Annotated in this window: 22 protein-coding genes; 14 read left to right on the forward strand and 8 right to left on the reverse strand. The window is 67.9% G+C overall.

Going from position 1 to position 22,949, the window contains the following annotated elements; translation table 11 throughout:
- On the reverse strand, positions 1 to 235 hold a 235-nt coding region (locus SALMUC_RS00005; protein ID WP_020041751.1), incomplete at its 3' end, for a transposase.
- A 404-nt stretch (positions 236 to 639) separates the two neighbouring features.
- Positions 640 to 1,254: a cupin domain-containing protein gene (locus tag SALMUC_RS00010; protein ID WP_020042058.1), complete on the reverse strand. Its 615-nt coding sequence runs from the start codon at positions 1,252 to 1,254 to the stop codon at positions 640 to 642.
- A gap of 263 nt (positions 1,255 to 1,517) precedes the next feature.
- Between SALMUC_RS00010 and SALMUC_RS00015 the strand changes: the two genes are divergently transcribed.
- From SALMUC_RS00015 to SALMUC_RS00030, 4 genes are all read left to right on the forward strand, one after another.
- On the forward strand, positions 1,518 to 2,258 hold the full coding sequence (locus tag SALMUC_RS00015; RefSeq protein ID WP_020042059.1) for an ABC transporter substrate-binding protein: 741 nt from the start codon (positions 1,518 to 1,520) through the stop codon (positions 2,256 to 2,258).
- 69 nt (positions 2,259 to 2,327) lie between these two features.
- Positions 2,328 to 2,984 (forward strand): amino acid ABC transporter permease, encoded by a 657-nt coding sequence (locus tag SALMUC_RS00020; protein WP_020042060.1) that lies wholly within the window; start codon positions 2,328 to 2,330, stop codon positions 2,982 to 2,984.
- The gene (locus SALMUC_RS00025; RefSeq protein ID WP_020042061.1) at positions 2,981 to 3,712 is read left to right on the forward strand and encodes an amino acid ABC transporter ATP-binding protein; all 732 of its coding nucleotides are present in this window, start codon (positions 2,981 to 2,983) and stop codon (positions 3,710 to 3,712) included. The genes SALMUC_RS00020 and SALMUC_RS00025 overlap by 4 nt, the downstream gene beginning before the upstream one ends.
- Positions 3,713 to 3,781: 69 nt before the next feature.
- Positions 3,782 to 4,981 carry an NAD(P)/FAD-dependent oxidoreductase gene (locus SALMUC_RS00030; protein WP_198014463.1) on the forward strand — a complete coding sequence of 400 codons (1,200 nt, stop codon included), beginning with the start codon at positions 3,782 to 3,784 and terminating at the stop codon, positions 4,979 to 4,981.
- A gap of 39 nt (positions 4,982 to 5,020) precedes the next feature.
- Here the strand turns inward: SALMUC_RS00030 and SALMUC_RS00035 are convergent, their stop codons facing one another.
- The 3 genes from SALMUC_RS00035 to SALMUC_RS00045 are packed head-to-tail and all read right to left on the reverse strand — an operon-like array spanning position 5,021 to position 8,116.
- On the reverse strand, positions 5,021 to 6,079 hold the full coding sequence (locus SALMUC_RS00035) for an ABC transporter substrate-binding protein (protein WP_020042063.1): 1,059 nt from the start codon (positions 6,077 to 6,079) through the stop codon (positions 5,021 to 5,023).
- Entirely contained in the window at positions 6,076 to 7,449 is a 1,374-nt protein-coding gene (locus tag SALMUC_RS00040) for a sensor histidine kinase (RefSeq protein WP_020042064.1), read from the reverse strand. Before SALMUC_RS00040 ends, SALMUC_RS00035 begins: the two co-directional genes overlap by 4 nt.
- Positions 7,442 to 8,116: a response regulator gene (locus SALMUC_RS00045; RefSeq protein ID WP_020042065.1), complete on the reverse strand. Its 675-nt coding sequence runs from the start codon at positions 8,114 to 8,116 to the stop codon at positions 7,442 to 7,444. The genes SALMUC_RS00040 and SALMUC_RS00045 overlap by 8 nt, the downstream gene beginning before the upstream one ends.
- A 157-nt stretch (positions 8,117 to 8,273) precedes the next feature.
- On the opposite strand from SALMUC_RS00045, the gene SALMUC_RS00050 reads away from it, so the two are divergent.
- From SALMUC_RS00050 to SALMUC_RS00060, 3 genes are all read left to right on the forward strand, one after another.
- Complete coding sequence (locus SALMUC_RS00050; protein WP_020042066.1) at positions 8,274 to 9,266, forward strand: Bug family tripartite tricarboxylate transporter substrate binding protein; 993 nt, start codon at positions 8,274 to 8,276, stop codon at positions 9,264 to 9,266.
- A gap of 79 nt (positions 9,267 to 9,345) precedes the next feature.
- The gene (locus SALMUC_RS00055; protein ID WP_020042067.1) at positions 9,346 to 9,777 is read left to right on the forward strand and encodes a tripartite tricarboxylate transporter TctB family protein; all 432 of its coding nucleotides are present in this window, start codon (positions 9,346 to 9,348) and stop codon (positions 9,775 to 9,777) included.
- 10 nt (positions 9,778 to 9,787) lie between these two features.
- Positions 9,788 to 11,329, forward strand: coding sequence for a tripartite tricarboxylate transporter permease (locus SALMUC_RS00060; RefSeq protein WP_020042068.1), 1,542 nt, complete (start codon positions 9,788 to 9,790; stop codon positions 11,327 to 11,329).
- Positions 11,330 to 11,400: 71 nt separating this feature from the next.
- On the opposite strand, the gene rhaI is transcribed toward SALMUC_RS00060, so the two are convergent.
- The gene (rhaI, locus tag SALMUC_RS00065) at positions 11,401 to 12,675 is read right to left on the reverse strand and encodes an L-rhamnose catabolism isomerase (RefSeq protein ID WP_020042069.1); all 1,275 of its coding nucleotides are present in this window, start codon (positions 12,673 to 12,675) and stop codon (positions 11,401 to 11,403) included.
- A 58-nt stretch (positions 12,676 to 12,733) separates the two neighbouring features.
- Positions 12,734 to 14,836 (reverse strand): bifunctional rhamnulose-1-phosphate aldolase/short-chain dehydrogenase, encoded by a 2,103-nt coding sequence (locus SALMUC_RS00070; protein WP_020042070.1) that lies wholly within the window; start codon positions 14,834 to 14,836, stop codon positions 12,734 to 12,736.
- A gap of 193 nt (positions 14,837 to 15,029) precedes the next feature.
- Here SALMUC_RS00070 and SALMUC_RS00075 point away from each other — a divergent pair, with 193 nt between their 5' ends.
- From SALMUC_RS00075 to SALMUC_RS00105, 7 genes are all read left to right on the forward strand, one after another.
- The gene (locus SALMUC_RS00075) at positions 15,030 to 15,836 is read left to right on the forward strand and encodes a DeoR/GlpR family DNA-binding transcription regulator (RefSeq protein WP_020042071.1); all 807 of its coding nucleotides are present in this window, start codon (positions 15,030 to 15,032) and stop codon (positions 15,834 to 15,836) included.
- Between the two features lie 43 nt (positions 15,837 to 15,879).
- On the forward strand, positions 15,880 to 16,875 hold the full coding sequence (gene rhaS, locus SALMUC_RS00080; protein ID WP_020042072.1) for a rhamnose ABC transporter substrate-binding protein: 996 nt from the start codon (positions 15,880 to 15,882) through the stop codon (positions 16,873 to 16,875).
- A gap of 83 nt (positions 16,876 to 16,958) precedes the next feature.
- Positions 16,959 to 18,500 (forward strand): sugar ABC transporter ATP-binding protein, encoded by a 1,542-nt coding sequence (locus SALMUC_RS00085; RefSeq protein WP_020042073.1) that lies wholly within the window; start codon positions 16,959 to 16,961, stop codon positions 18,498 to 18,500.
- The gene (locus SALMUC_RS00090; RefSeq protein WP_020042074.1) at positions 18,497 to 19,480 is read left to right on the forward strand and encodes an ABC transporter permease; all 984 of its coding nucleotides are present in this window, start codon (positions 18,497 to 18,499) and stop codon (positions 19,478 to 19,480) included. Before SALMUC_RS00085 ends, SALMUC_RS00090 begins: the two co-directional genes overlap by 4 nt.
- The gene (locus tag SALMUC_RS00095; protein WP_020042075.1) at positions 19,477 to 20,475 is read left to right on the forward strand and encodes an ABC transporter permease; all 999 of its coding nucleotides are present in this window, start codon (positions 19,477 to 19,479) and stop codon (positions 20,473 to 20,475) included. The genes SALMUC_RS00090 and SALMUC_RS00095 overlap by 4 nt, the downstream gene beginning before the upstream one ends.
- Positions 20,475 to 20,789: an L-rhamnose mutarotase gene (gene rhaM / locus SALMUC_RS00100; protein ID WP_020042076.1), complete on the forward strand. Its 315-nt coding sequence runs from the start codon at positions 20,475 to 20,477 to the stop codon at positions 20,787 to 20,789. The genes SALMUC_RS00095 and rhaM overlap by 1 nt, the downstream gene beginning before the upstream one ends.
- On the forward strand, positions 20,786 to 22,174 hold the full coding sequence (locus tag SALMUC_RS00105; protein ID WP_020042077.1) for an FGGY-family carbohydrate kinase: 1,389 nt from the start codon (positions 20,786 to 20,788) through the stop codon (positions 22,172 to 22,174). Before rhaM ends, SALMUC_RS00105 begins: the two co-directional genes overlap by 4 nt.
- Positions 22,175 to 22,189: 15 nt before the next feature.
- Here the strand turns inward: SALMUC_RS00105 and SALMUC_RS00110 are convergent, their stop codons facing one another.
- Positions 22,190 to 22,906 carry a CbiX/SirB N-terminal domain-containing protein gene (locus SALMUC_RS00110; RefSeq protein ID WP_020042078.1) on the reverse strand — a complete coding sequence of 239 codons (717 nt, stop codon included), beginning with the start codon at positions 22,904 to 22,906 and terminating at the stop codon, positions 22,190 to 22,192.
- Between the last annotated feature and the right edge of the window lie 43 nt (positions 22,907 to 22,949).

Below are 22,949 nucleotides of genomic sequence, written 5' to 3' on the forward strand. Positions count from 1 at the left end.
GCCGCCGCTCGGACCGGATACCAAAGCAGTATCCGACCAGGAGCATGCGGATCAGCAATTCGGGATCGACGGAGGGGCGCCCTGTGTGACTGTAGAAATCGGCAAGGTAGGCGCGGATGCTGCTGAGATCGACGAACCGATCAATGGATCGAAGCAGATGATCCCGGGGGACGTGATCTTCCAGCGAGAACTCGTAGAACAGCGCTGGCTGCGCCTCCTGCTTGGATCCCATCATCGCCATTCCTCCCGCCCGTTGGCGGAATTGAATCAGCAAGATGCCCCTCGATCAAGCGCGAGTTTTTCAACAAAATAGGCCGAACCAACATCCTCTTCGCGGCATCGCCCCGGTCGCGCGCGCCCCTGGACCAGGTGCCGGACGGCTACGGCCCCACGCAGCTCTCCGACGCGCGGGCCTTTACCGACGATCGCGGCTGGGTCGGGCACCGCTGAGCCCGCATCTTCATCGGTCGGTTCCTGGCGGTTGCCGACTCTGGCCCGGAGGCCAGCCGACGCGGCGCGGCCTGGCGCGCGAGGGCATCGGCCGAGCCGATCATGTGAGAGGGATCAGCCGTCCGAGCGGGAGGACGAAGGGCTTTTGGCTGCGCTGGTTGCGCGCCTCGGGGGCGTGCCGTTGCCCTCTCACCAGACCGGCGGCGTCGTGATCCAGATCACGCGGGTCTCGACCTCGGCCAGGTTTCGGAAACGGTGCGGCCGCGTGCTTTCGAAGTGAAAGGCATCCCCCGGCGAAAGCTGGTAGCGATGGTCATCCACGACGAGCTCCAGTCGTCCGCTCAGGACGAGACCGCATTCCTCGCCCTCGTGGGCGTAGGACTCCTCGCCGGAGCTGCCGCCTGCCTCGAGGACGATTTCCATGACTTGCAGCGCGCCCTCGTCGTGAACGGTCAGGAAGGATTTCACCATCTTCCGGTCGCCGAAGTCGACCGTCTTGCGGCGGTCCGCCCGCACGATCATGCGCGATTCGCGGCTGGCCCGCGCCTCGCCGTCGTCGAAGAGCGACAGGAAGGGAATGCCGATGACCTCGCAGATGGCCCGCAGGTTGCGCACCGAAGGCGAGGAGATGCCGCGTTCGATCTGGCTCAGCAGGCCGGTCGAGATGCCGACGCCATCGGCCACCAGTTGCAGCGAGAGGCCGCGCGCCTTGCGGGCGCGCCGAACGGCATCCCCGAGCGAGACATCGTCCGTCTCGTCCAGCGGGTTCGTCTTCAGCTTGGCTTCGGTTTCGAGAAGGGACAACGGCGATTCTTCATCTTCGTGAACGGGCTTGTCGCGTGCCGCGCGGCTGCACACACCGCCTTGTTACCTGAAATGAGTAAGGAAATGAAGGTTTTCTGTGCGGAGATCGAGACAATTTCATTTGAGTGAAGAAATTTGGTGGATCGAGTTGCATCCCCTAATGTCTTCAATATGGTGAAGGCTCCAATTGCAGAATGCCGCCCGGCGCGACCCGGGAAGAGCCCGCCACGGGCCGGCCTCCATAACAACAGGGAGTTACAATCATGAAATTCAGCAATCTCGTCTGCGCGGCCGCGCTGGCGCTCGCCGGCACGGCGGCCTCCGCACAGGAAAGCCTCTCGGTCGGTGTCACCACGACGGGCGTGCCCTTCACCTTCATCGACACCTCGACGCAGGACCCCACGGGCGCGATGGTGGACCTCGCGGCGGCGATCGCCGAGGACATCGGCCGCACGCCCGAGTTCGAGGTGATGCAGTTCTCCGGCCTGATCCAGGGCCTGAAGATCGGCCGCATCGACCTGATTTCCGCCGGCATGTTCGCCACCGACACCCGCAAGGAAGTCGTGGACTTCAGCCAGACCGTCTACAGCTACGGTGACGCGATGTTCGTTGCCGCGGATGACGAGACCGAATATGCGATCGACGACCTCGAAGGCGAAGTCGTGGGTGCGCAGATCGGCACGACCTTCGCGGACCAGCTGCAGGCGATGGGCACCTTCAGCGAGGTGAAACTCTACGACAGCCTCGTGGACATCATGCGCGACGTGCAGCTCGGCCGGATCAAGGCGGGCTTCGGTGACAAGCCGATCATCGGCTACCAGATCGCGCAGAACCCGCAGCTTGGCGTGCGCCTGGTCGAGGGTTACGAGCCGATGGGCATGGGGCAGGTCGCCCTCGCGGTCTCCAAGGAGAACCCGGAGCTGCTCGAGCAGGTCAACGCATCGATCTCCGAGATGAAGGAGAGCGGCGAGCTCGAGGACATCTTCGGCAAATACGGCCTCTAAGGCCCTTTCGACACGGGCGCGGTCCCGACGGATCGCGCCCCAATCCTGCTGCATCATCGAGGGATTCAGATGGCCCCTTTATCCGAACGGATCGTGGAGTACCTTCCACTCCTGATCTCTGGCCTTTGGCTCACGGTCGCGGTGACGTTCCTGTCGCTGATCCTGGCGACCGCGCTCGGGCTTCTCTGGGCCACCATGCGCACCTCGGGCAATGCGCTGATCGAACGCCCGGCCCGTTATATCGTCGAGTTCCTGAGGGGCATCCCGATCCTGGTGGTGCTGTTCTACATCTACTTCGTCATGCCCGAACTGGGCGTCGACCTGTCGGCCTTCCAGGCCGGGGTGATCGGCCTGGCGCTGACCTATTCGTGCTACATCGGCGAGACCTTCCGCGGCGGCATTGAGGCCGTCGACAAGGGGCAGGTCGAAGCCGCCAAGTCGATCGGAATGCGCCACGGCAAGATGATGCGCCGGATCGTCCTGCCCCAGGCTTTTCGCATCTCGCTGCCGCCCTACGGCAACAACATGGTCATGCTTCTGAAGGACAGCTCGCAGGTCTCGGTGATCTCGGTGGCCGAACTGACCCTGCAGGGCAAGATGCTGGCCTCGTCGACCTTCGACAACCTGACCGTCTTCTCGATGGTCGCGGTGCTCTACCTCTGCCTGACGATCCCGCTCAACTTCCTGATGCGCCGCCTCGAACTCAGAATGGGAGCTTCGCTGTGATCCGCTTCGAGAACGTCCACAAGTCTTTCGGCCATATCGAAGTGCTCAAGGGCATTGATGGGGAAGTGGAAAAAGGCCAGGTCGCCTGCCTGATCGGCGCCTCCGGGTCGGGCAAGTCAACGCTGCTGCGCTGCGTGAACGGCCTCGAGGATTACCAGCAGGGCCGCATCCTCGTGGACGACCAGCTTGTCGATGCGCATGCCGCCTCGATTCACGACATCCGCACGCGGGTGGCGATGGTCTTTCAGCGCTTCAACCTCTTCCCCCACATGACGGCGCTCGAGAATGTCATGGAAGGCCCCCTGCACGTTCTGGGAGAGCCCAGGGCCGAGGTGCGGGAGCGCGCCGAGGAACACCTGACGCGCGTTGGCCTTGCGGACCGCGTGAACAGCTATCCCTCCGCCCTCTCGGGCGGGCAGCAGCAGCGCGTGGCCATCGCCCGGGCGCTTGCCATGCGCCCCGACGCGATCCTGCTGGACGAGCCCACGTCGGCGCTCGACCCGGAGATGGTGGGCGAGGTGCTGACCGTTCTGCGCGATCTCGCCGAGGAGCGGATGACGATGCTGGTTGTCACGCACGAGATCCAGTTCGCGCGCGAGGTGGCGAGCAGCGTCTTCTTCCTCGACAAGGGGCTCATCGCCGAGCACGGGTCGGCCGAAGAGGTGCTGACCCGGCCCCAGAATGCGCGCACGCAGGACTTCCTGCGTCGCGTCACCCATCCGGTCTGAACGGAGGTCGTCATGCGTTTCACGTCGCTCTGGTCGGCGACAGCCGGGGCCGCGCCCGGCTGGCCCGCCTTGCAGGACAGCCGCCGGGCCGACGTGCTCGTCGTGGGTGGCGGATTCCAGGGCTTGTCGGCCGCGCTGCATCTCGCGGAGGGCGGCGCGGACGTGGTTCTTCTGGAAGCCGAGACGCCGGGCCACGGGGCCTCCGGGCGCAACGGCGGCCAGGTGATCCCGGGCCTGAAGGACGATCCCGACGCGCTCGACGCGCTTCACGGAGCTGAAACGACCGCCTTCGCGGGCGCCACCGCGCAGACGCTGTTCGACCTGGTGGACCGGCTGGGTATCGATTGCGATCCCGTCCGGGGCGGCTGGATACAGGCCGCCTCCCGGCGCAAGCATCTGCCCGGGCTGCGCAGCCGCATGGAGCAGTGGCAGGCGCGCGGCGCGCCGGTCGAGTGGCTGGATGCCCGCGACATGTCCGAGCGTATCGGCTCCGACGTCTTCCACGGGGGCTGGCTGGACAAGCGGGCCGGCAAGATCCACCCGCTGAAACTGGCGTGCGGGCTTGCAGTCGCCGCGAGCGCCGCAGGGGCGCAGATCCACGGCACGTCCCCCGTCGCCCGGCTCGAGCGGCAAGGTGGGCTTTGGCGGGCCCGCACGAAGGGCGGCGCGGAGGTCACCGCGGATCGGGTCATCCTCGCGACCAACGCCTACACGACGCGCCGGTTCTTTCCGGCGCTCAGCCAGACCATCGTGCCGGCCAACAGCTTCCAGCTCGCGACGGCGCCGCTGTCGGACGCGCAGCTGTCGCGCATCCTGCCGTCTGGCGCCGCGGTGTCGGAAAGCCGCAGGGTCGGCACCTATTTCCGCACCGGACCGGAAAACCGTCTGCTGATCGGCGGACGCGGCAGCTTTGCCGATCCCGGCAGTGCGAGCGACTTCCGGCGCCTCGAGGCCGAGCTGGCCGCGATCTTCGGGCCGGGGTTCGAGGTCACGCATCGATGGTTCGGCCGTGTCGGCATGACGCCGGATCACCGGATCAGGCTGTGCGAGCCGGAGCCCGGCCTGATGGCGGGCATCGGCTTCAATGGCCGGGGCGTGGCTCTCGCGGTGTCGCTGGGACGTGCGCTTGCGCAAAACCATCTGCAAGGCACCAGGCTGCCGTTTCCGGTCGAGACCCGTCCGAAGCGACTGCCGCTGCACGGGCTTCACGCGGTCTACGGCGGTGTGGCGATCCATTACTACCGGCTGCGGGACGCGCTCGAGAGCTGAGCCTCTTTCTCCTGCAGCCGGAAGGAGCGGCGATGCCGCTCACTCGGGTTGCGGGAAGGCGTCGCGCCAGCGCCGGATGAAAAGCTCGCGCTTGTCGGCGTCCATCGCGACCAGGAGTGTCGGGTCGAGGCCGATCGGGCGCTCCATTGTCTCCACGGTGCCCGTGACCTCGACGATCTGGCCGTCGCCCTCGTCCAGACGGATCATGAGATCGTTGGCCTCCAGCCCGGCCCGGCCCTCGGGCGAGAGCAGGTAATCGAGCAGGTCCCGGGCGAGCTCGGGCGCGGCGGCGCCGGCGGGGATCATGGCCGCGCGGGAGAGGATGAGGGTGTAGTCCTCGGGTGCGACGACGCCGAGCCGGTCGTCCCGGCGGGCGCGCTGGATCGCGTAGGACCCCAGGACATTGTAGGCAACGAGGTACCGCCCCGACGCGACCCCGTCGATGATCTCGGCCGAGCAGCAGGTCGCGATCGCGCCACTGCGGCCGAAGGCCTCCATCAGGCCGCCGAAGGTCGTCGCCTCGAGCGAGTCGATGAAGGCGAAGAGAAAGCCCAGGCCCGATTCCTCGATGTCGTAGGTCGCCACCCGCCCGGCGAAGCGGCTGGTCTCGGGCCGCAGCAGGTCGAGCAGATCGAAGCGCGACCGCGGCACCTCGGCCGGGGTGAGCAGGTCGCGGTTGTAGACCACGACCGCGGGTTCGCGGCTCACGCCCCAGAGCTGGTCGCGCCACGACAGCTGCGGAGCGAGCGCCTGGGTCCAGCCCGAGGTCGCGGTCGAGGCGCAGCCCTCGTTCACGAGCCCGACCATGTGATGCGCGGCCGAGCTGATGACGAGGTCGGCGCCGGCCTGTCCGCTTTGGCACTCCTGTTCCGAGATCGCGCGCAGATCGTTGGAGCCCCACTGCTCGTAGAGGACACGCGTCTCGCTGCGGGCCTCGGCATAGGCCTCGATCACGGGGCCGAGCACCGCAAGGTCCGTCGTGCTGCGCAGCACGAGCGCGTTCGTGGCGTCCCCGGGTCCGATGACCGCCGTCAGCTCAGCAGTCTGCGCGGCGAGCGGTTGCGAGAGCATGGCCAGGAGGATCGCGAGCCGGATCATGCCGCGCGCCCCGGAAGCTCGATGGCGACGACGAAGCCCGCGTCGCCGGTCTTCATTGTGATGCGGCCGCGGTGCACCTCGGCCACCTCGCGCGCGATGGCGAGGCCGATGCCGCTGCCGCCGGCCGCGCCGCGGGAGGAGAAGCGCTCGGTCGGGCCCTGCGTCATGTCCTCGGCCGGTCCGCTGCCGCAGTCGCTGACCCAGAGGGCGGCCTGCGGGCCGGGCGTCACGCCAAGGCGGATCGGCGGCTTGCCGTGGCGGAGCGCGTTGGTCAGCAGGTTCTTGCCCGCCTCGGCCAGCGAGAGCGCATCGCCGGTCACAGGCACGGCCCGGCCCGGAAGCTCGAGCATGACCTCGAGCCCGGCCTCGACGAAGAGGTCGTCGGTTGCCTCGACGATCTCGACGGCCACGTCGCGCAGATCCAGCAGCGTCGCCGGCTGCGTGTCGGCGCGGTGGATGATCATCGCCCGGCTGAGGATCTGGTCGAGCAGCCGCCCCAGCCCCACCGCGCGGTCCTGGATCCGGGCCGTGATGTGGTCGCGCCGCTCGGGGTCGTTCTCGGCGGCGGCAAGCTGGGCCTGCGCCCGGATCGCCGCGACAGGTGTGCGCAGCTGGTGGGCGGCATCGGCGATCAGCTTGCCGGTGGCGACGCTCTGGCGGTCGAGGCGGGCCATGAAGCCGTTCAGCGAGGTGAGCATGCCGGCCACCTCCCTCGGCGCGGCAAGGGACAGGGGCGTGAGGTCGGTGGAGTCGCGCGCCGCGAGCGCCTCGCCGATGCGGGGAAGCGGCTGCAGGGCGCGGCTGACCACGAGCCAGGCGAAGAGCGCCATGACCGCACCCGCCCCGCCCAGCACGAAGAGGGCATTCTGCGCGATGTCCCGGGCGAGGTCGCGGCGCGCGAGCAGCGTGTGGCCGATCACCACGCGGACCGGCCCCGAGAAGCTGCGTTCGGCGAAGCGCCGGGTCAGCGCGACATAGCGGGCAGGTTCGGGGCCGAAGGTCGCGTCGTAGAAGACCACTTCACCGCCGTCACCGTCTTCAGGCAGCGGTGTTGCGGGGTCGCCCGTGAGCGTCGCACCGTCCGGGCCGACGACCCGGTAGCGGATGCGGTCGTCGGGCGCGAGCGACATGAGCTCGAAAGCCGAGATCGGCAGATCGACGATCGCGTCGCCGTCCCGGATCGAGATCGCGGTGGCGATGTCGGCCGCGGCGCCGAGCAGGAGACGGTCGTAGGCCTCGCGCGCGGCCTGCTGTCCGTAGGCCAGCGCCGCGATCAGCACGACCGCGCCGCCCAGCACGAGAACGGATCCCACCGCCAGCGCCACGCGGGTCTTGAGCGAGAGCGTCGCGCGCACGCCCGCGTCAGGCATCGTCGGCGTCCATGCGGTATCCGAGCCCGCGATGCGTTTCGATCCGCGCGCTGGAGCCGGCCAGCTTCTTGCGCAGCCGGGCGATGTAGAGTTCGACGGCGTTGGTGCCGACCTCGGCCCGCTCGAAGGAGAACAGCCCCTCGAAGAGCCGTTCCTTGGACAGGATTCGGCCGCGCTGGGACATCATCAGGTTGAGCAGGGTCATCTCGCGGCGGGTCATGGGCACCGGCGCTCCGCCGACCTGGACCGACTGCGCCGCCGGATCGAAGGCGAGATCCCCGAGCTGCATCACGCCGCTCGCCTGGCCCTTGTCGCGGCGGATGAGAACGCGCAGCCGCGCCTCGAGCTCGCGCAGGTCGAAGGGTTTGACGAGGTAGTCGTCGGCGCCCGCGTCCAGCGCCTCGACCCGCGCGGTCACCTCGAATTCGGCGGTCAGGATCAGGATCGGCGTGCCGGCGCCGCGCTTGCGCAGCTGCCGGAGCAGGCTGCGGCCGTCGCCGTCAGGCAGGCTGAGGTCGAGCACGATGCATTCGTAGGACTGCACGGCAAGGAATTCCTCCGCCATCTGCAGCCTGTCGGCGAGATCGCAGGCGTAGCCCGCCCGCTCGAGGCTCGCGACCACGGCCTCTCCGACGTCGGCAGTGTCTTCCACGATGAGAATGCGCATCCGGCCCCTGTCTTGCGTCGGCACACTCTATTCCCTCGGCGCGGCGCGGGAAAGCGCCGCGTGTGCCGGGATGACAGGTTGGTGACAGGTTCGGACGCTAATGTCCGCCGCGACGGGACGCCACGAGCCGGCCCGTGGAAGTACCAGGAGGAGACACATGACACTCACGACCATCCGGCGCGGCCTTGCCGCCGCTGCCATCCTGGCCTGCGCGCCCCTTGCCGCAGCCGCACAGGATTTCACCCCCGAGAACCCCGAATGCATCGCCCCGGCCAACCCCGGCGGCGGCTGGGACTTCACCTGCCGCCAGGTGGGCAAGTCGCTTCAGGATCTCGATCTCATCCCCTCGACCATGCAGGTGGTGAACCTCTCCGGCGGCGGCGGCGGCGTGGCCTTTGCCGAGGTCGTCAACAAGCGCGCCGACGACAACGACCTGATCGTCGCGGCCTCGTCGGCAACCGCAACGCGGCTGGCGCAGAACGCCTACCCGGGCAACACCATGGACCAGGTCCGCTGGCTGGGCGCGATCGGCGCGGACTACGGCGTGATCGCCGTTGCCGCGGACAGCGAGATCGACACGCTTCCGGAGCTGATGGACCAGATCAAGGCCGATCCGTCGTCCACCTCCATCGGTGGCGGCTCCGCGGTCGGCGGCTGGGATCACCTCAAGGTCCTGATCGCCGCGCAGGAATCGGGCATCGAGGACGTGCGCCAGGTCAAGTACATCGCCTTCGCCGGCGGCGGCGAGGCCGTGACGCAGCTGCTGGCCGGCTCGCTGCAGGCCTTCACGGGCGATCTGTCCGAAGCGCAGGGTTTCGTGGAATCGGGCGACATCAAGGTCGTCGCCGTGCTGGCGCCCGAGCGCCTCGGAGGCGACTACTCGGAGTTCCCGACCGCGCGTGAACAGGGCATCGACGCCATCGGCGCCAACTGGCGCGGCTTCTACGCCCCCGGCGACATGAGCGACGCGGCCTACGACTACTGGGTCGACCGCATCGGCACGCTCTACGACAGCGATGAGTGGAAGACCGTGATGGAGAACAACGGCCTCGCGCCGCTCGACCTCCAGGGCGAGGAGTTCCAGAGCTTCGTCGCGGACTCGGTCCAGAGCATCCAGGACATCTCGCGCGAGATCGGCATTCTCCAGTGATCCGCTGACATCGCATGGGCGCATCCGGCCACGGCCGGGTGCGCCGCCCGCATTTTCCAATCCGACGGGAGATATCTCAATGAGCGACCGCATCTTCGGCGGGATCGGTCTGGTTCTCGCCATCATCTTCGCCTGGCAGGCATCCATCATCCAGGAGAGCTTCCTGTCCGATGCCGTGGGCCCGAAGATGTTCCCCTACATCATTGCCGCGGTCATGGCCGCCGCCTCGATCTATTTCCTGGCGAAGCCCGACCCGGCGCCCGACTGGCCCAGCACGGGGCACCTGGCCGAGATCGGCCTCGCCGCCCTGGTGATGTTCGCCTACGCGCTGCTGCTGCCCGAGCTCGGCTTCGTCATCGCGACCTCGGTTGCCGCCGCCTACCTGACCTGGCGCCTCGGCTCCCGCCCGGTGCAGAGCATCGTCATCGGCGTTGCCACATCGGTCGGCATCTACGTGATCTTCCGCCTCGTGCTGGGCCTGAGCCTCGCCCGCGGCCCGCTCGGTTTCTGAGGAGCGCACCATGGAACTCATGTCCCAACTCGGCGACGGCTTCGCTGTCGCGCTCACCTGGCAGAACCTCGCGCTGGCGCTGATGGGCTGCTTTCTCGGCACGATCATGGGGGCCCTTCCGGGGCTCGGCCCGTCGAACGGCGTCGCCATCCTGATCCCGCTCGCCTTTACCCTCGGCCTCGGCGCCACGCCGTCGCTGATCCTTCTCACCAGCGTCTACTACGGGGCCATGTACGGGGGGCGGATCTCGTCGATCCTGCTGAACATCCCCGGCGACGAACCGGCGATGATGACCTGTCTCGACGGCTACCCGATGGCGCAGCAGGGCCGTGCCGGCGAGGCGCTCGCCCTCTCCGGGGTCGCCTCTTTCGTGGGCGCCTTCTTCGCCACCTGGGGGCTGGTGCTGCTGGCGCCGCAGCTGGTCAAGGTCGCGCTGCTCTTCGGGCCGGCGGAATACTTCGCGCTCTTCGCGCTGGCCTTCGCCACGCTGGGCGGGATCTCCTCGACCAACCAGGCGAAGTCGGCCTTCGCCGCGGCGCTCGGCCTCGGCCTCGCGATGATCGGCGTCGACACGCAGACCGGCGTGCCGCGCTTCACCTTCGGCGAGGTGCACCTCTACGACGGCATCGACTTCCTCGTCGCCATCGTGGGCCTCTTCGCGCTGTCCGAGGTCTTCATCTTCCTCGAGCATCGCGGCACCGAACGCGACATCTCGAACCGTCCGAAGATGGAGATCGGCCGGATCATCCCCTCGTGGAGCCTGATCCGGTCCTGCATCCCGACCATGGGCCGGACCACGGTGCTGGGCTTCATCGCCGGCGTGCTTCCGGGGGCCGGGGCCTCGCTGGGGTCCTTCATCTCCTACTCGATGGAAAAGCGCCTGGTGGACCGCAAGAAGACCTTCGGCACCGGCGATCCGCGCGGTGTCGCGGCGCCCGAGGCGGGCAACAACGCGGCGGCCGGCGGGGCGCTGGTGCCGATGCTGGCACTGGGTGTGCCGGGATCGGGTACGACGGCGGTGCTGCTGGCGGTTCTGCTGGCGCTCAACATCACGCCCGGCCCGCTGCTCTTCACGCAGAACCCGGACGTGGTCTGGGGCCTGATCGCGGCGCTCTTCATCGGCAACGTGATGCTTCTGGCCATGAACATCCCGATGGTGGGGCTCTTCACCCGCGTCCTGCTGGTGCCGCCGCGGATCCTCATGCCGATCGTCGCGATGATCTCCTTCGTCGGGATCTACGGCATCTCGGGTTCGAGCTTCGACCTCATGGTCATGGTCGGCTTCGGCGTGATGGGCTGGGTGCTGCGCAAGCTGGACGTCCCGCTGGTGCCGATCATCCTCGGCACGCTTCTCGGCAACGAGATGGAGGTCAACTTCCGCCGGGCCGTGAACATCGCCGACGGCGACTACTCGGTGCTGGTCTCGTCCCCGCTCACGATCATCCTGTGGACCGTGGCCATCATCGGTTTCATCCTCCCGATCCTCGTCGGAGGCGTCGTGCGCCGGCGGATGCGGATGGCGAAGGACGTCGAGGGATCGACCGTCGACTGATCCCCGGCGGTTCGAAGAAAAAGGCCGTTCGCCCCTTGCAGGGCGAACGGCCATTCTTGTGCCTGGGCGCGCTAGACGATGCCGCCGCCGCTGCCGTCGGCCTTGGGGCGGGTCTGCGCGACCGCGGCGCGGTAACCCGAGCGGCGGTAGGCCGAGACCGGGTCGATGGCCGCGCCGCTTTCCCGCCGCGCCATCTGCAGGATCGGGGTGACGTCGGTACGGAAGGCCGCCTTGAGCGTTTCCGATGCCATGAGCGCGTCGTTCTCCTCCTGGTGGCCCGCCAGCGCGGAGCGGTCGACCAGTAGCGCCTGGGCGTAGGCGCGCTGCACCTCCATGGCGGAGTTCATCAGGCTCTCGATCGGGTCGGTGACGTTGTGGCTCTGGTCCAGCATGTGCGCCGGATCGAAGTCCGGGGTGCCCTCGGAGTCCACCAGCTCATTGAAGACGAGAAACAGGCGGTAGGGATCGATCGCGGCGGTGTCGAGATCGTCGTCGCCATATTTGCTGTCATTGAAGTGGAAGCCGCCCAGCTTGCCGAACTGGATGAGGCGCGCGACGATCATCTCGATGTTCACGTTCGGCGCATGGTGGCCGAGGTCGACGAGGCAATGCGCCTGCGCGCCCAATTCCTTGGCGATCATGTAGTTGGTGCCCCAGTCCTGCACCACGGTCGAGTAGAAGGCGGGCTCGAACATCTTGTGCTCGGTGAAGAGGCGCCAGTCGGCGGGCAGGCCGGCGTAGACCTCCTTGGCGCTGCCGAGGTAGCGCTCGAACTGCTTGGTGAAGTGACTCTGGCCGGGGAAGTTGGAGCCGTCGCCGACCCAGATGGTCAGCGCCTTGGAGCCGATCTTCTGCCCCAGCTCGATGCAGTAGAGGTTGTGCTCGACCGCCTGCGCGCGGGTCGCGGCGTCGGTGTGCGAGAGCGAGCCGTACTTGTAGCTGTGGGCCTGTCCCGGCTGGTCCTGGAAGGTGTTGGAGTTCATCGCGTCGAAGGCGAGGCCCGTCTCCTCGGCCTTGGCCAGGAGGTCGGCGGGGTCGGCATCGTCCCAGGGGATGTGCAGCGAGACGCGCGGCGTGGCGCCGGTCAGCTGGTGGATCACGCCGCAGTCGTCGAGCTTGTCGAAGACGTTGGCGGGTTCTCCCTCGCCCGGGAAGCGGGCGAAGCGGGTGCCGCCGGTGCCGACGCCCCACGAGGGGATCGCGACGCCGTAGGCGGCGACCCTGTCCTTGATGGCGGCGATGTCGATGCCGCGGCGCGAGAGGTGTTCGCCAAGCGCATCGTAGTCGGCGCGCAGGGTTGCGTCCGCCGCCTCGTTGGCCGCGGCGATGGTGGTTTCGTCGATCATGGGTCTCCTCCCTCGGGGTGCGCGCCGCCCGGTCGGGACGCGCGGCCCCGGTTCTGTCTCAGCGCGTGAAGGCCTGCACGTTGCCGGCGTCGACGTTCAGGATGTTGCCCGTCGATTTCGCGCTCGTGTCGGCGGCGAAGAAGTAGCAGGCCTCGGCGATGTCCTCGGGCAGCACGCTGCGCTTCAGCAGCGAGCGGTCGCGGTACATCTCTTCGAGCCCCTCCTTGTCGGTGCCATAGGTCGCGGCGCGCTGGTCGAGCCATTCGCCGGTCCAGATCTTGGAGCCGCGCAGCACGGCGTCGGGGTTCACCACGTTCACCCGGATGCCCTCGGGCGCGCCCTCGAGCGCAAGGCAGCGGGCGAGGTGGATCTCCGAGGCCTTGGCGGTGCAATAGGCCGAGGCGCCGGGCGACGCGGCGAGGCCGTTCTTCGAGGCGACGAAGACCATCGAGCCGCCGATGCCCTGTGCCTTGAGCACCCGGAACGCCTCGCGCGCGACGAGGAAGTAGCCGGTCGAGAGGATCGACATGTTCTTGTTCCAGAGCTCCAGCGTCGTGTCCTCGACCTTGGCCGAGGAGGCGATGCCGGCGTTCGAGACCACGATGTCGACCCCGCCGAATTCCACGGCCATGTCGGCGTAAGCGGCGGCGACGGCCTCTTCCGAGGTCACGTTCATCTCGACGCTGCGGACCATGTCGCGGCCGTAGCGCTGGACAAGCGCCTCCTTGGCCTTGCCAAGCGCCTCGGCGTCGATGTCGGCCAGCACCGCGCAGGCGCCTTCCGAGAGGTAACGCTCGGCCGTGGCCATGCCGATGCCCCCGGCGCCGCCGGTGACAATGGCGATTCGGCCGGCGAGGCTCTTGGGCTTGGGCATGCGCTGCAGCTTGGCCTCTTCGAGTAGCCAGTACTCGATGTCGAAGGCCTCCTGCTCGGGCAGGCCCTGGTATTCGCTGACCGCGTCCGAGCCGCGCATGACGTTGATGGCGTTGACGTAGAATTCGCCCGAGATGCGGGCTGTCGCCTTGTCCTTGGCGAAGGTGATCATGCCGACGCCGGGCACGAGGTAGACCACCGCGTTGGGGTCCCGCATGGCCGGGCTGTCGTCGTGCTTGCAGCGCTCGTAGTAGGCGGCGTAATCGGCGCGGTAGTCCTCGATCATGCCGCGCAGTCGGTCGAGCGTGCCGTCGATGTCCGGGTTCGCCGGGTCGAAATCGACCACCAGCGGGCGAATTTTAGTGCGCAGGAAGTGGTCCGGGCAGGAGGTGCCGAGCGCCGCGAGGCGCGGCATGTCGGTGGCGCCGACGAAGTCGAGCACCGCGTCCTGGTCGTCGAAGTGGCCGACCTTGTGGCTGTCCTCGGAAATCATGCCGCGAATCGCCGGCATCAGCGCGGCGGCGACGCGGCGGCGTTCGGCCTCGGGCAGCGTCGGGTGCGCCGCGCCGCCGAAGGGGGCGACGCCCTCGGTCTGCTCCTCGAACCAGGCGATGGCGCGGTTGATCGTGTCGAGCGTCAGCTCGTAGCACTCCTTGGCGTCGTCGGCCCATGTGAAGAGGCCGTGGCTTTCGAGGACGACGCCCTTGGCCTCGGGGTTCTTCCTGCAGAAATCCTCGAGCCAGAGGCCCAGTTCGTAGCCGGGCTTCTTCCAGGGCAGCCAGCCGATCTCGTCGCCGAAGATCTTCTGCGTCAGCTCTTTCGAGTTCGTCGAGGCCGCGATGGCGATGATCGCGTCGGGGTGGACGTGATCGACGTGCTTCTTCGGCACGTAGGCATGCAACGGCGTGTCGATGGATGCGGCGCGCGGGTTCAGGTCGTAGGTGCAGTGGGGCAGGTAGCCCACCATCTCGTCCTCGTGCTCGGGGCCGCGGTAAAGGCCCTTCAGCGCTTCGAGTTTCTCCATGTAGAGGGTCGCGAAGCCGGACTTGTCGATCGTGCCGATGTCGCCGCCCGAGCCCTTGACCCAGAGCACCTCGACCTCGGCGCCGGTCAGCGGATCGGTCTCCATCACCTTCGCCGAGGTGTTGCCGCCACCGTAGTTGGTGACGCGCTTGTCCGACCCCAGAAGGTTCGAACGGTAGAGCAGCTTGTCGGACTCGGTCATCCCGGACGCCTTCGCGTCGTCCCACAGGTTGTCGAGCCCGGTTCCGGACACGGTCTTGAGCATGGTGTTTCCTCCCATCAGGCCCGCGCTGGGCCGGTCGTGACGTTGGCCGCAGGATGGGTGGCGGAACCGCCATTGTCAATCACAAACAATCATAAGCAATCATTATGCAGCTGCAGAAAGATCAGTTTCGATCATTTATGATTGACAATGATTGGAATGCTGCGCCATGCTGCAGCACCAAGGGAGGCAATCCATGCACGAGAACGAGCGACATCGCGTGATCCTGTCCGCCGTCGAGGCCAAGCCGTTCGTGTCGGTGGCCGAGATGGTCGAGATGACGGAATCGTCCGAGGCGACGATCCGGCGCGACGTCGCGACCCTGCACATGCAGAAGAAGCTGCGCCGGGTGCGGGGCGGGGCCGAGTCGGTCGCGCCGCCGGCCGTGACGGGGCTGCTGGGGCGTCCGTTCTCGGTGAACCAGTCAAAGAATGCCGCGCAGAAGCGCGCCATCGGGCGCGCGGCGGTCGAGATGCTCGAGGACGGCGAGTCGATCATCATCAACGGCGGGACGACCACCTTCCAGATGGTGCATCCGCTGGCGACCCGCCGCTGCCAGGTCTTCACCAACTCGTTCCCGATCGCCGAGCACCTGCTGAAGCAGACCAAGAACACGGTCGTGCTGCCGGGCGGCACGATCTACCGCGAGCAGAACATCATCCTGTCGCCCTTCGACAACGACGTGACCCGCAATTTCTACGCGCGGCGCATGTTCATGGGCTGCCAGGGGGTGGCGCCGCTGGGGATCATGGAGCCGGACCCGCTGGTGATCCAGTCCGAGCAGAAGCTCATCGGGCAGGCGGAGGAGGTGGTGATCCTCGCCGACAGCTCGAAGTTCGAGAAACGGTCGAGCCTGATCCTGTGCCCGCTCGAGCGGGTTGACACGCTGATCACCGACGACCGCATGGAAGATGCCCACGCCGCGATGCTCGAAAGCGCCGGCGTGACGCTGATCGTGGCGCCCGTGGGCGCCGCGGACGAGGAGGAGGCCGAGGCGGGCTGACCGCCCGGCCGCATTCGCCAGTCGTTTCAAGGGAGGAAAACAAATGACACTGACCAGACGTTTCGCCATCGGGCTCGGCATCGCCGCGTCGCTGATGGGCTCGACCGCGATGGCGCAGGACAATGTCCGCATCGCGCTTGTCGCCAAGTCGCTGGGCAACGGCTTCTTCGAGGCCGCCGCGCGCGGGGCCGAGGAAGCCGCCGGAGAGCTCGGCAACACCGAGATCATCTACACCGGCCCGACCTCGACCACCGCCGAGGGCCAGATCGAGGTCATCAACTCGCTCATCGCGCAGCGGGTCGATGCCATCGCGATCTCGGCCAACGATCCCGACGCCGTCGTGCCCGCGCTTCAGAAGGCGATGCAGCGCGGGATCACGGTGATCTCGTGGGATTCGGGCGTCGCGCCCGAGGGGCGCGAGATGCACCTCGCGCCCTCGTCGGACGAGCTGATCGGCCAGACGATCATCAAGCTCGCCGCCGATCAGCTGCCCGAGGGCGGCAAGGTGGCGGTGCTGTCGGCGACCTCGACCTCGACCAACCAGAACACCTGGATCGAGGAGATGAACAAGGTCATGGACCAGTATCCCGACATCGAGGTGGTGGCGACGGTCTACGGTGACGACCTGGCCGACAAGTCCTACCGCGAGGCGCAGGGCCTCATGCAGTCCTACCCCGACCTCGACGCGATCATCGCGCCGACCTCGGTGGGCATCGTCGCCGCAGCGCAAGCGGTGCAGGACGAAGGCAAGGTGGGCGAGGTCAACGTGACCGGCCTGGGCCTGCCCTCGGAGATGGCGGGCGCGATCGAGAGCGGCGCGTCGAAGTCCTTTGCCATCTGGAACCCGGTGGACCTGGGCTACACCACGGCGATGATCGCGCATGCGCTGGCCACCGACGAGGCCACGGCCGAGCCGGGCGCCGAGATATCGACCGGCCGGATGGGCAGCGTGACGCTGGACGACAGCAACAGCGCGGCGATGTCCGAGCCCTTCACCTACGACGCGAGCAACATCGACGAGTTCAAGGGCATCTTCTGATCCTCTGAACACGTTCGCGCGCGCGGGGCGGATCCCGTCCCGCGCGGCCGCTCATCCTTCATCCACCGTCCTGCGGGGGTTCGATGAACTATTCCGAAAACATTGCCGGTGTCTCGGTCGCAACGGATCCGATCCTGCGGCTCGAGGGCATCACCAAGACCTTTCCGGGCGTGCGTGCGCTGGGGGATGTCGAGCTGGCGCTCTATCCCGGGCAGGTGACCGCCCTCGTGGGCGAGAACGGTGCGGGCAAGTCGACGCTGGTCAAGATCCTGACCGGCATCTACCAGCCCGACGGCGGCACAATCACCGTCGACGGACAGCCGACGCGCTTTCCGACCGCGACCGCCGCATCCGATGCGGGCGTGACCGCGATCCACCAGGAAACGGTGCTCTTCGACGAGCTGACCGTGGCCGAGAACATCTTCCTTGGCCATGCGCCGAGGGGGCGCTTCGGCCTGATCGACTGGACCGTGATGAACGACCGCGCGCAGGAGATCCTGACCCGGATCGGCGCGCAGATCGACCCGAAGACGGTGCTCCGCGAGCTTGGCATCGCGTCGAAGCACCTTGTGGCCATCGCCCGCGCGCTGTCTGTCGACGCGCGCGTCGTCGTCATGGACGAGCCGACCGCCTCGCTGTCGGCCGCCGAGATCGAGGAGCTTTACGAGCTGGTCGACCGGCTGAAGGGCGAGGGCAAGGCGATCCTCTTCATTTCGCACAAGTTCGACGAGATCTTCCGCATCGCCGACCGCTACACCGTCTTCCGCGACGGCGAGATGGTCGATGCAGGGCTCATCGCCGACGTCACCGAGGACCAACTCGTCGAGAAGATGGTCGGCCGCGCCGTCGACACGATCTTCCCCGAGCGCACCAGTACGCCGGGCGAGGACGTGCTGACCGTCGCCGGCTACTCGCACCCGACCGAGTTCGCCGACATCGGCTTCACCCTGCGCCGGGGCGAGATCCTGGGCTTCTACGGGCTTGTCGGTGCTGGCCGGTCGGAGTTCATGCAGGCGCTTTTCGGCGTGACGAAACCGTCGAAGGGGGCCTGCCGGATCGACGGCGAGGTCGCGGTGATCCGTTCGCCCGCAGAGGCCATTGCGAAGGGCATCGTCTATGTCCCCGAGGACCGGGGCAAACAGGGCGCCGTCACGGCCATGCCGATCTTCCAGAACGTCACGCTGCCCTCGCTCAAGACAACCTCGAAAGATGGATTCACCCGCATGGCCGAGGAATTCGCGTTGGCCCGCAGCTACACAGAGCGGCTGGACCTGCGCGCGGCCGCGCTCGATCAGAACGTTGGCGAGCTCTCGGGCGGCAACCAGCAGAAGGTGGTGATCGCCAAGTGGCTGGCGACGAAGCCCAAGGTCATCATCCTCGACGAGCCGACCAAGGGCATCGACGTCGGCTCCAAGGCCGCGGTGCACGAGTTCATGGCCGAACTGGCCGCCGAGGGGCTTTCGGTCATCATGGTCAGCTCGGAGATCCCCGAGATCCTGGGCATGTCCGACCGGGTGATCGTGATGCGCGAGGGGCGCATCGCGGCGGAATACGACCGCGAGGGCCTGACGCCGGAGACACTGGTGCGCGCCGCGGCGGGCTATGACGGGGAGGAGGCGGCATGATCCGCGACTTCATCAAATCACGCGAGGCGATCCTCGTCGCCGCGCTCATCGCCCTGATCCTGGTGGTGGAAAGCCGGTTCTCGGGCTTCGCCGCGCCGGGCAACCTGGCATCGGTGTTCAACGATACCTCGATCCTTATCATCCTCGCGCTGGGGCAGACGCTGGTGATCCTGACGCGCTGCATCGACCTGTCGCTGGCCTCGAACCTCGCGCTGACGGGCATGGTCACGGCGATGATAAATGCCGCCATGCCCGGCGTGCCGGTGATCGCGCTCATCGCCATCGCCATCGGGCTGGGCGTCGTCATGGGCATGTTCAACGGCATCCTCGTGTGGAAGCTGGACATCCCGCCCATCGTGGTCACGCTCGGCACCCTGACGATCTACCGCGGGCTGATCTTCCTCATCTCGGGTGGCGAGTGGGTGAACAGCCACGAGATGGGCGAGGCCTACAAGGCGGTCCCGCGTTTCGACCTGCTGGGCCTGCCGGTGCTGTCCTGGATCGCCATCGCAGTGATCGCGGGCTTTGCCGTGCTGGTGAACCGCACCGCGCTGGGCCGGGCCTTCTATGCCGTGGGCGGCAACCCGCACGCGGCAGTCTATACCGGCATCGACGTGGGCAAGACGCGCTTTGCCGCCTTCACCATCGCGGGCGGGCTGGCCGGGCTTTGCGGCTACCTCTGGGTGTCGCGCTACGCGGTCGCCTACGTGGACGTCGCCGGCGGCTTCGAGCTTGACGTCGTGGCGGCCTGCGTCATCGGCGGCATCTCCATCGCGGGCGGTCTCGGCACGGTGACCGGCGCGGTGCTGGGGGCGCTCTTCCTCGGCACGATCAAGAACGCCCTGCCCGTCGCCGGCATCTCGCCCTTCTGGCAACTCGCCATCTCGGGTGCCGCGATCATCATCGCCGTGGCCTTCAATGCGCAGAGCAACCGGAAGCAGGGCCGCATCATCCTGAAATCCGCGGAGCACGCGTCATGAGCCTTGCCGAAGACACCCGCACCCGCAGCCTGCCGGACCGCCTGAACGGACCCGGCACCCGCATCCTGAAAAGCTGGGAGCTCCTGCTCTTCGGGATCGCCGTGCTGATCTTTGTCGCGAACACGCAGGCGAGTCCCTACTTCCTCGATCCCTGGAACCTCTCGGACGCGACCTTCAACTTCACCGAGAAGGCGATGATCGGCTTCGCCATGGCGCTGCTCATCATCTCGGGCGAGATCGACCTGAGCGTCGCGGGCATCATCGCGCTGGCCTCGACCGCGATGGGCTGGGCGCTGCAGTTCGGCGTCGGCACGCCGGGCCTCATTGCCATCGGGCTCGCCGTCGGCCTGCTCTGCGGGGCCTTCAACGGCGTGCTGGTCACGCGGCTGGGGCTGCCCTCGATCGTCGTGACCATCGGCACCATGAGCCTCTTCCGCGGGATCAGCTACATCGTGCTCGGCGACCAGGCCTTCAACGGCTACCCCGACAGCTTTGCCTGGCTCGGGCGCGGCTACGTGTTCTGGGTGATCTCGTTCGAGCTGACGCTCTTCGCGCTCTTCGCCGTGATCTACGGCGTGGTGCTGCACAAGACGAACTTCGGGCGGCACGTCTACACCATCGGCAACAATCCGATGGCGGCGCGGTTCTCGGGCATCCGGGTGGAACGGGTGAAGATGATCCTCTTCCTGCTGACGGGCCTGATGTCCGGCATCGCCGCGATCTGCCTGACCGCGCGGCTGGGCTCGACCCGGCCCTCCATCGCCTACGCCTGGGAGCTGGAGGTTGTGACCATGGTCGTCCTCGGCGGCGTGTCGATCCTCGGCGGCTCGGGCTCGATCCTCGGCGTCGTGATCGCGGCGCTGGTCATGGGGATGGTGACCTTCGGGCTCGGCTTGCTGAACGTGCCGGGCATCGTGATGTCGATTTTCATCGGCGGGCTGCTGATCGGGGTGATCGCGATCCCGCGCCTCGTGACGAAGCTGCGGAGGGCGTGATGGAAAAGATCGCCTTCCGCATGACGCTGCTGCCCAGCATGGCCGAGGAATACAAGCGCCGCCACGACGCGATCTGGCCCGAGCTGGTCGAGCTGCTGCGCGGGGCCGGGGTGCAGGACTACTCGATCCACATTGACCCCGAGACCAACGCGCTTTTCGCGGTGCTATGGCGGCGCGAGGATCACGACATGGACGATCTGCCGAGCCACCCGGTGATGCAGAAATGGTGGGCGCACATGGGCGACATCATGGAGACGAACCCGGACAACTCGCCCCGGGTGGTCGACCTGCGGACGGTGTTCCACCTGCCATGACCGACCCGCGCCACATCGCCGTCATCGACGTCGGCAAGACCAATGCCAAGCTCGCGCTCGTCGACGCCGCGACCCTGCGCGAGATCGCCGTCGAAACCCGGCCCAACACCGTCCGGCCGGGCCCGCCCTGGCCGCATTTCGACCTCGAGGGGCACTGGGGCTTCTTCCTTGCAGGGTTGCAGCGGTTCCATGCCGAGCACGGGGTCGACGCCATCTCGGTGACGACCCACGGGGCGGCGGCGGTGCTGCTGGACGCGAGTGGCGAGCTGGCCGCGCCGATGCTCGACTACGAGCACGACGGGCCAGACGGGGTGCGGGCGGCCTACGATGCGCTTCGGCCCGGGTTCGCCGAGACGGGCGCGCCGCGTCTTCCCATGGGGCTGAACCTCGGGGCGCAGCTGCACTGGATGCTGGGGGAGGATCCCGGGCTCGATGCGCGGCTCGCCCATGTCGTGACCTATCCGCAGTACTGGGGGTTCCGCCTGACAGGAGAACTGGCGACCGATGTGACCTCGCTCGGGTGCCACACCGACCTCTGGGAGCCCTGGACCGGCCGACCCTCGGCGCTGGTGGGGCGGTTGGGGCTTGCGGACCGGCTCGCGCCGCCGCGGCGGGCGACCGAGATCCTTGGCACGGTGACGCCCGAGGTCGCGCAGCGGACGGGCTTGTCGCCGCAGACGCCCGTCGCCACGGGGATTCACGACAGCAACGCCTCGCTCTATCCGCATGTCCTGACGCGGACGCCGCCTTTCTCGGTCGTCTCGACCGGAACCTGGGTGGTCGCGATGGCGGTCGGCGGTGCCTCCGTGGCGCTGGATCCCGCGCGGGACACGCTGGTCAACGTCAACGCACTGGCTCAGCCGGTGCCCTCGGCGCGGTTCATGGGCGGCCGCGAATACGAGCTGATCCGCGAGGGCCGGGCGGCCACGCCCGACGCGAACGACCGCCGTGCTGTGCTATCCGGCAGGTTGCGGTTGCTGCCGTCGGTCGAGACCGGCTCCGGGCCCTTCGCAGGGCGTGCCGGCGGCTGGTCCCACAGGCCGGAGACGGAGGGGCAGGCGATGCTGGCCCTGTCGTGGTATCTGGCGCTGATGACGGATGTCTGCCTCGGGCTCGCCGGGGCCGCCGGCCCGGTCGTGGTCGAGGGGCCCTTTGCCCGGAACGCCGACTACCTCGACATGCTCGCGGCGCTGCGTCCCGAGGGCGTGATCGCCATGGGCTCGGCCACCGGCACCAGCACGGGGGCGGCGCTTCTGTTTGCTGGCGACGGCGCCGAGGCGGGCGGCGAGCCTGTCACCGCGTCCGACGCGCAGGCGTTGCGCGCCTATGCCGCCGACTGGCAGGGGGCCGTCGAAAGGGACGAGGTTCTGGCGGCGGGTCCGTGAGGAACTGCGCGGGCGTCAGCCCTGCGGTTCGGTCAGCCGCGCGAGGGCCGCGGCGATGATCCCGGGCGTTTCCGGCCAGTCGATGAAGGGCGGCAGGACCGGTCCGGCAAAGCCGGCCTCCTCCAGCGCTTCGGGCACATCCTCGATCATGTGGCCGGCCCGCAGCGCGAAATGCGGCAGGCAGATCGCCTGTCCCAGGCCCTGTGCCGCGTCGCGCAGCCAGGGCTGCTCCTCGACATAGCCGCTGCGCGCCCCGGCAAAACCGAGCCGCGCCTGCAGGGCCTCGGCAAAGGCGCGCGCCGCGCTGGCGCTGGTGCGCGAAACGGCACTGCCATGCGCGGCGACCAGAAGCTGCGTGTCACCGGCGGCCCATCCCCGTTCGTGAAGCACGCGGCGCAGTGCCTCTGCGGCCTGCACCTCGAGCTCGGGGGACACGCCGAAGGGTTCGAGAACGCTCAGACCCAGCGGGGCCGCCCGCTCGGTCAGGACCTTTCCGGTGAAATAGCCGCGCGCCATGAAAAAGGGGTAAATCAGCGGCCGGCCGAGGCGCGTCACGGCGGCGTCGAAACTCCCGTCTGCGGCCAGCGTCGCGCTGCCGATCCGCCAGCCGGGACGCGCGTCCTGAACGCGCGCGGCGAGCGCCGCGAGCGCCACCTCCTGCGGCTCGGGGTCCGAGGGGCTGCCGTGCGCCACGAGCAGCGCGGCGGGTCCTTGGTCGTTGGGTCGGGTCATGGCCGATCAGGGCTCCGAAAGAGTATGCGGCCCTTCCGCCGGT

Origin of the sequence: Salipiger mucosus DSM 16094 (assembly GCF_000442255.1) — a bacterium.
Lineage (GTDB): Bacteria > Pseudomonadota > Alphaproteobacteria > Rhodobacterales > Rhodobacteraceae > Salipiger > Salipiger mucosus.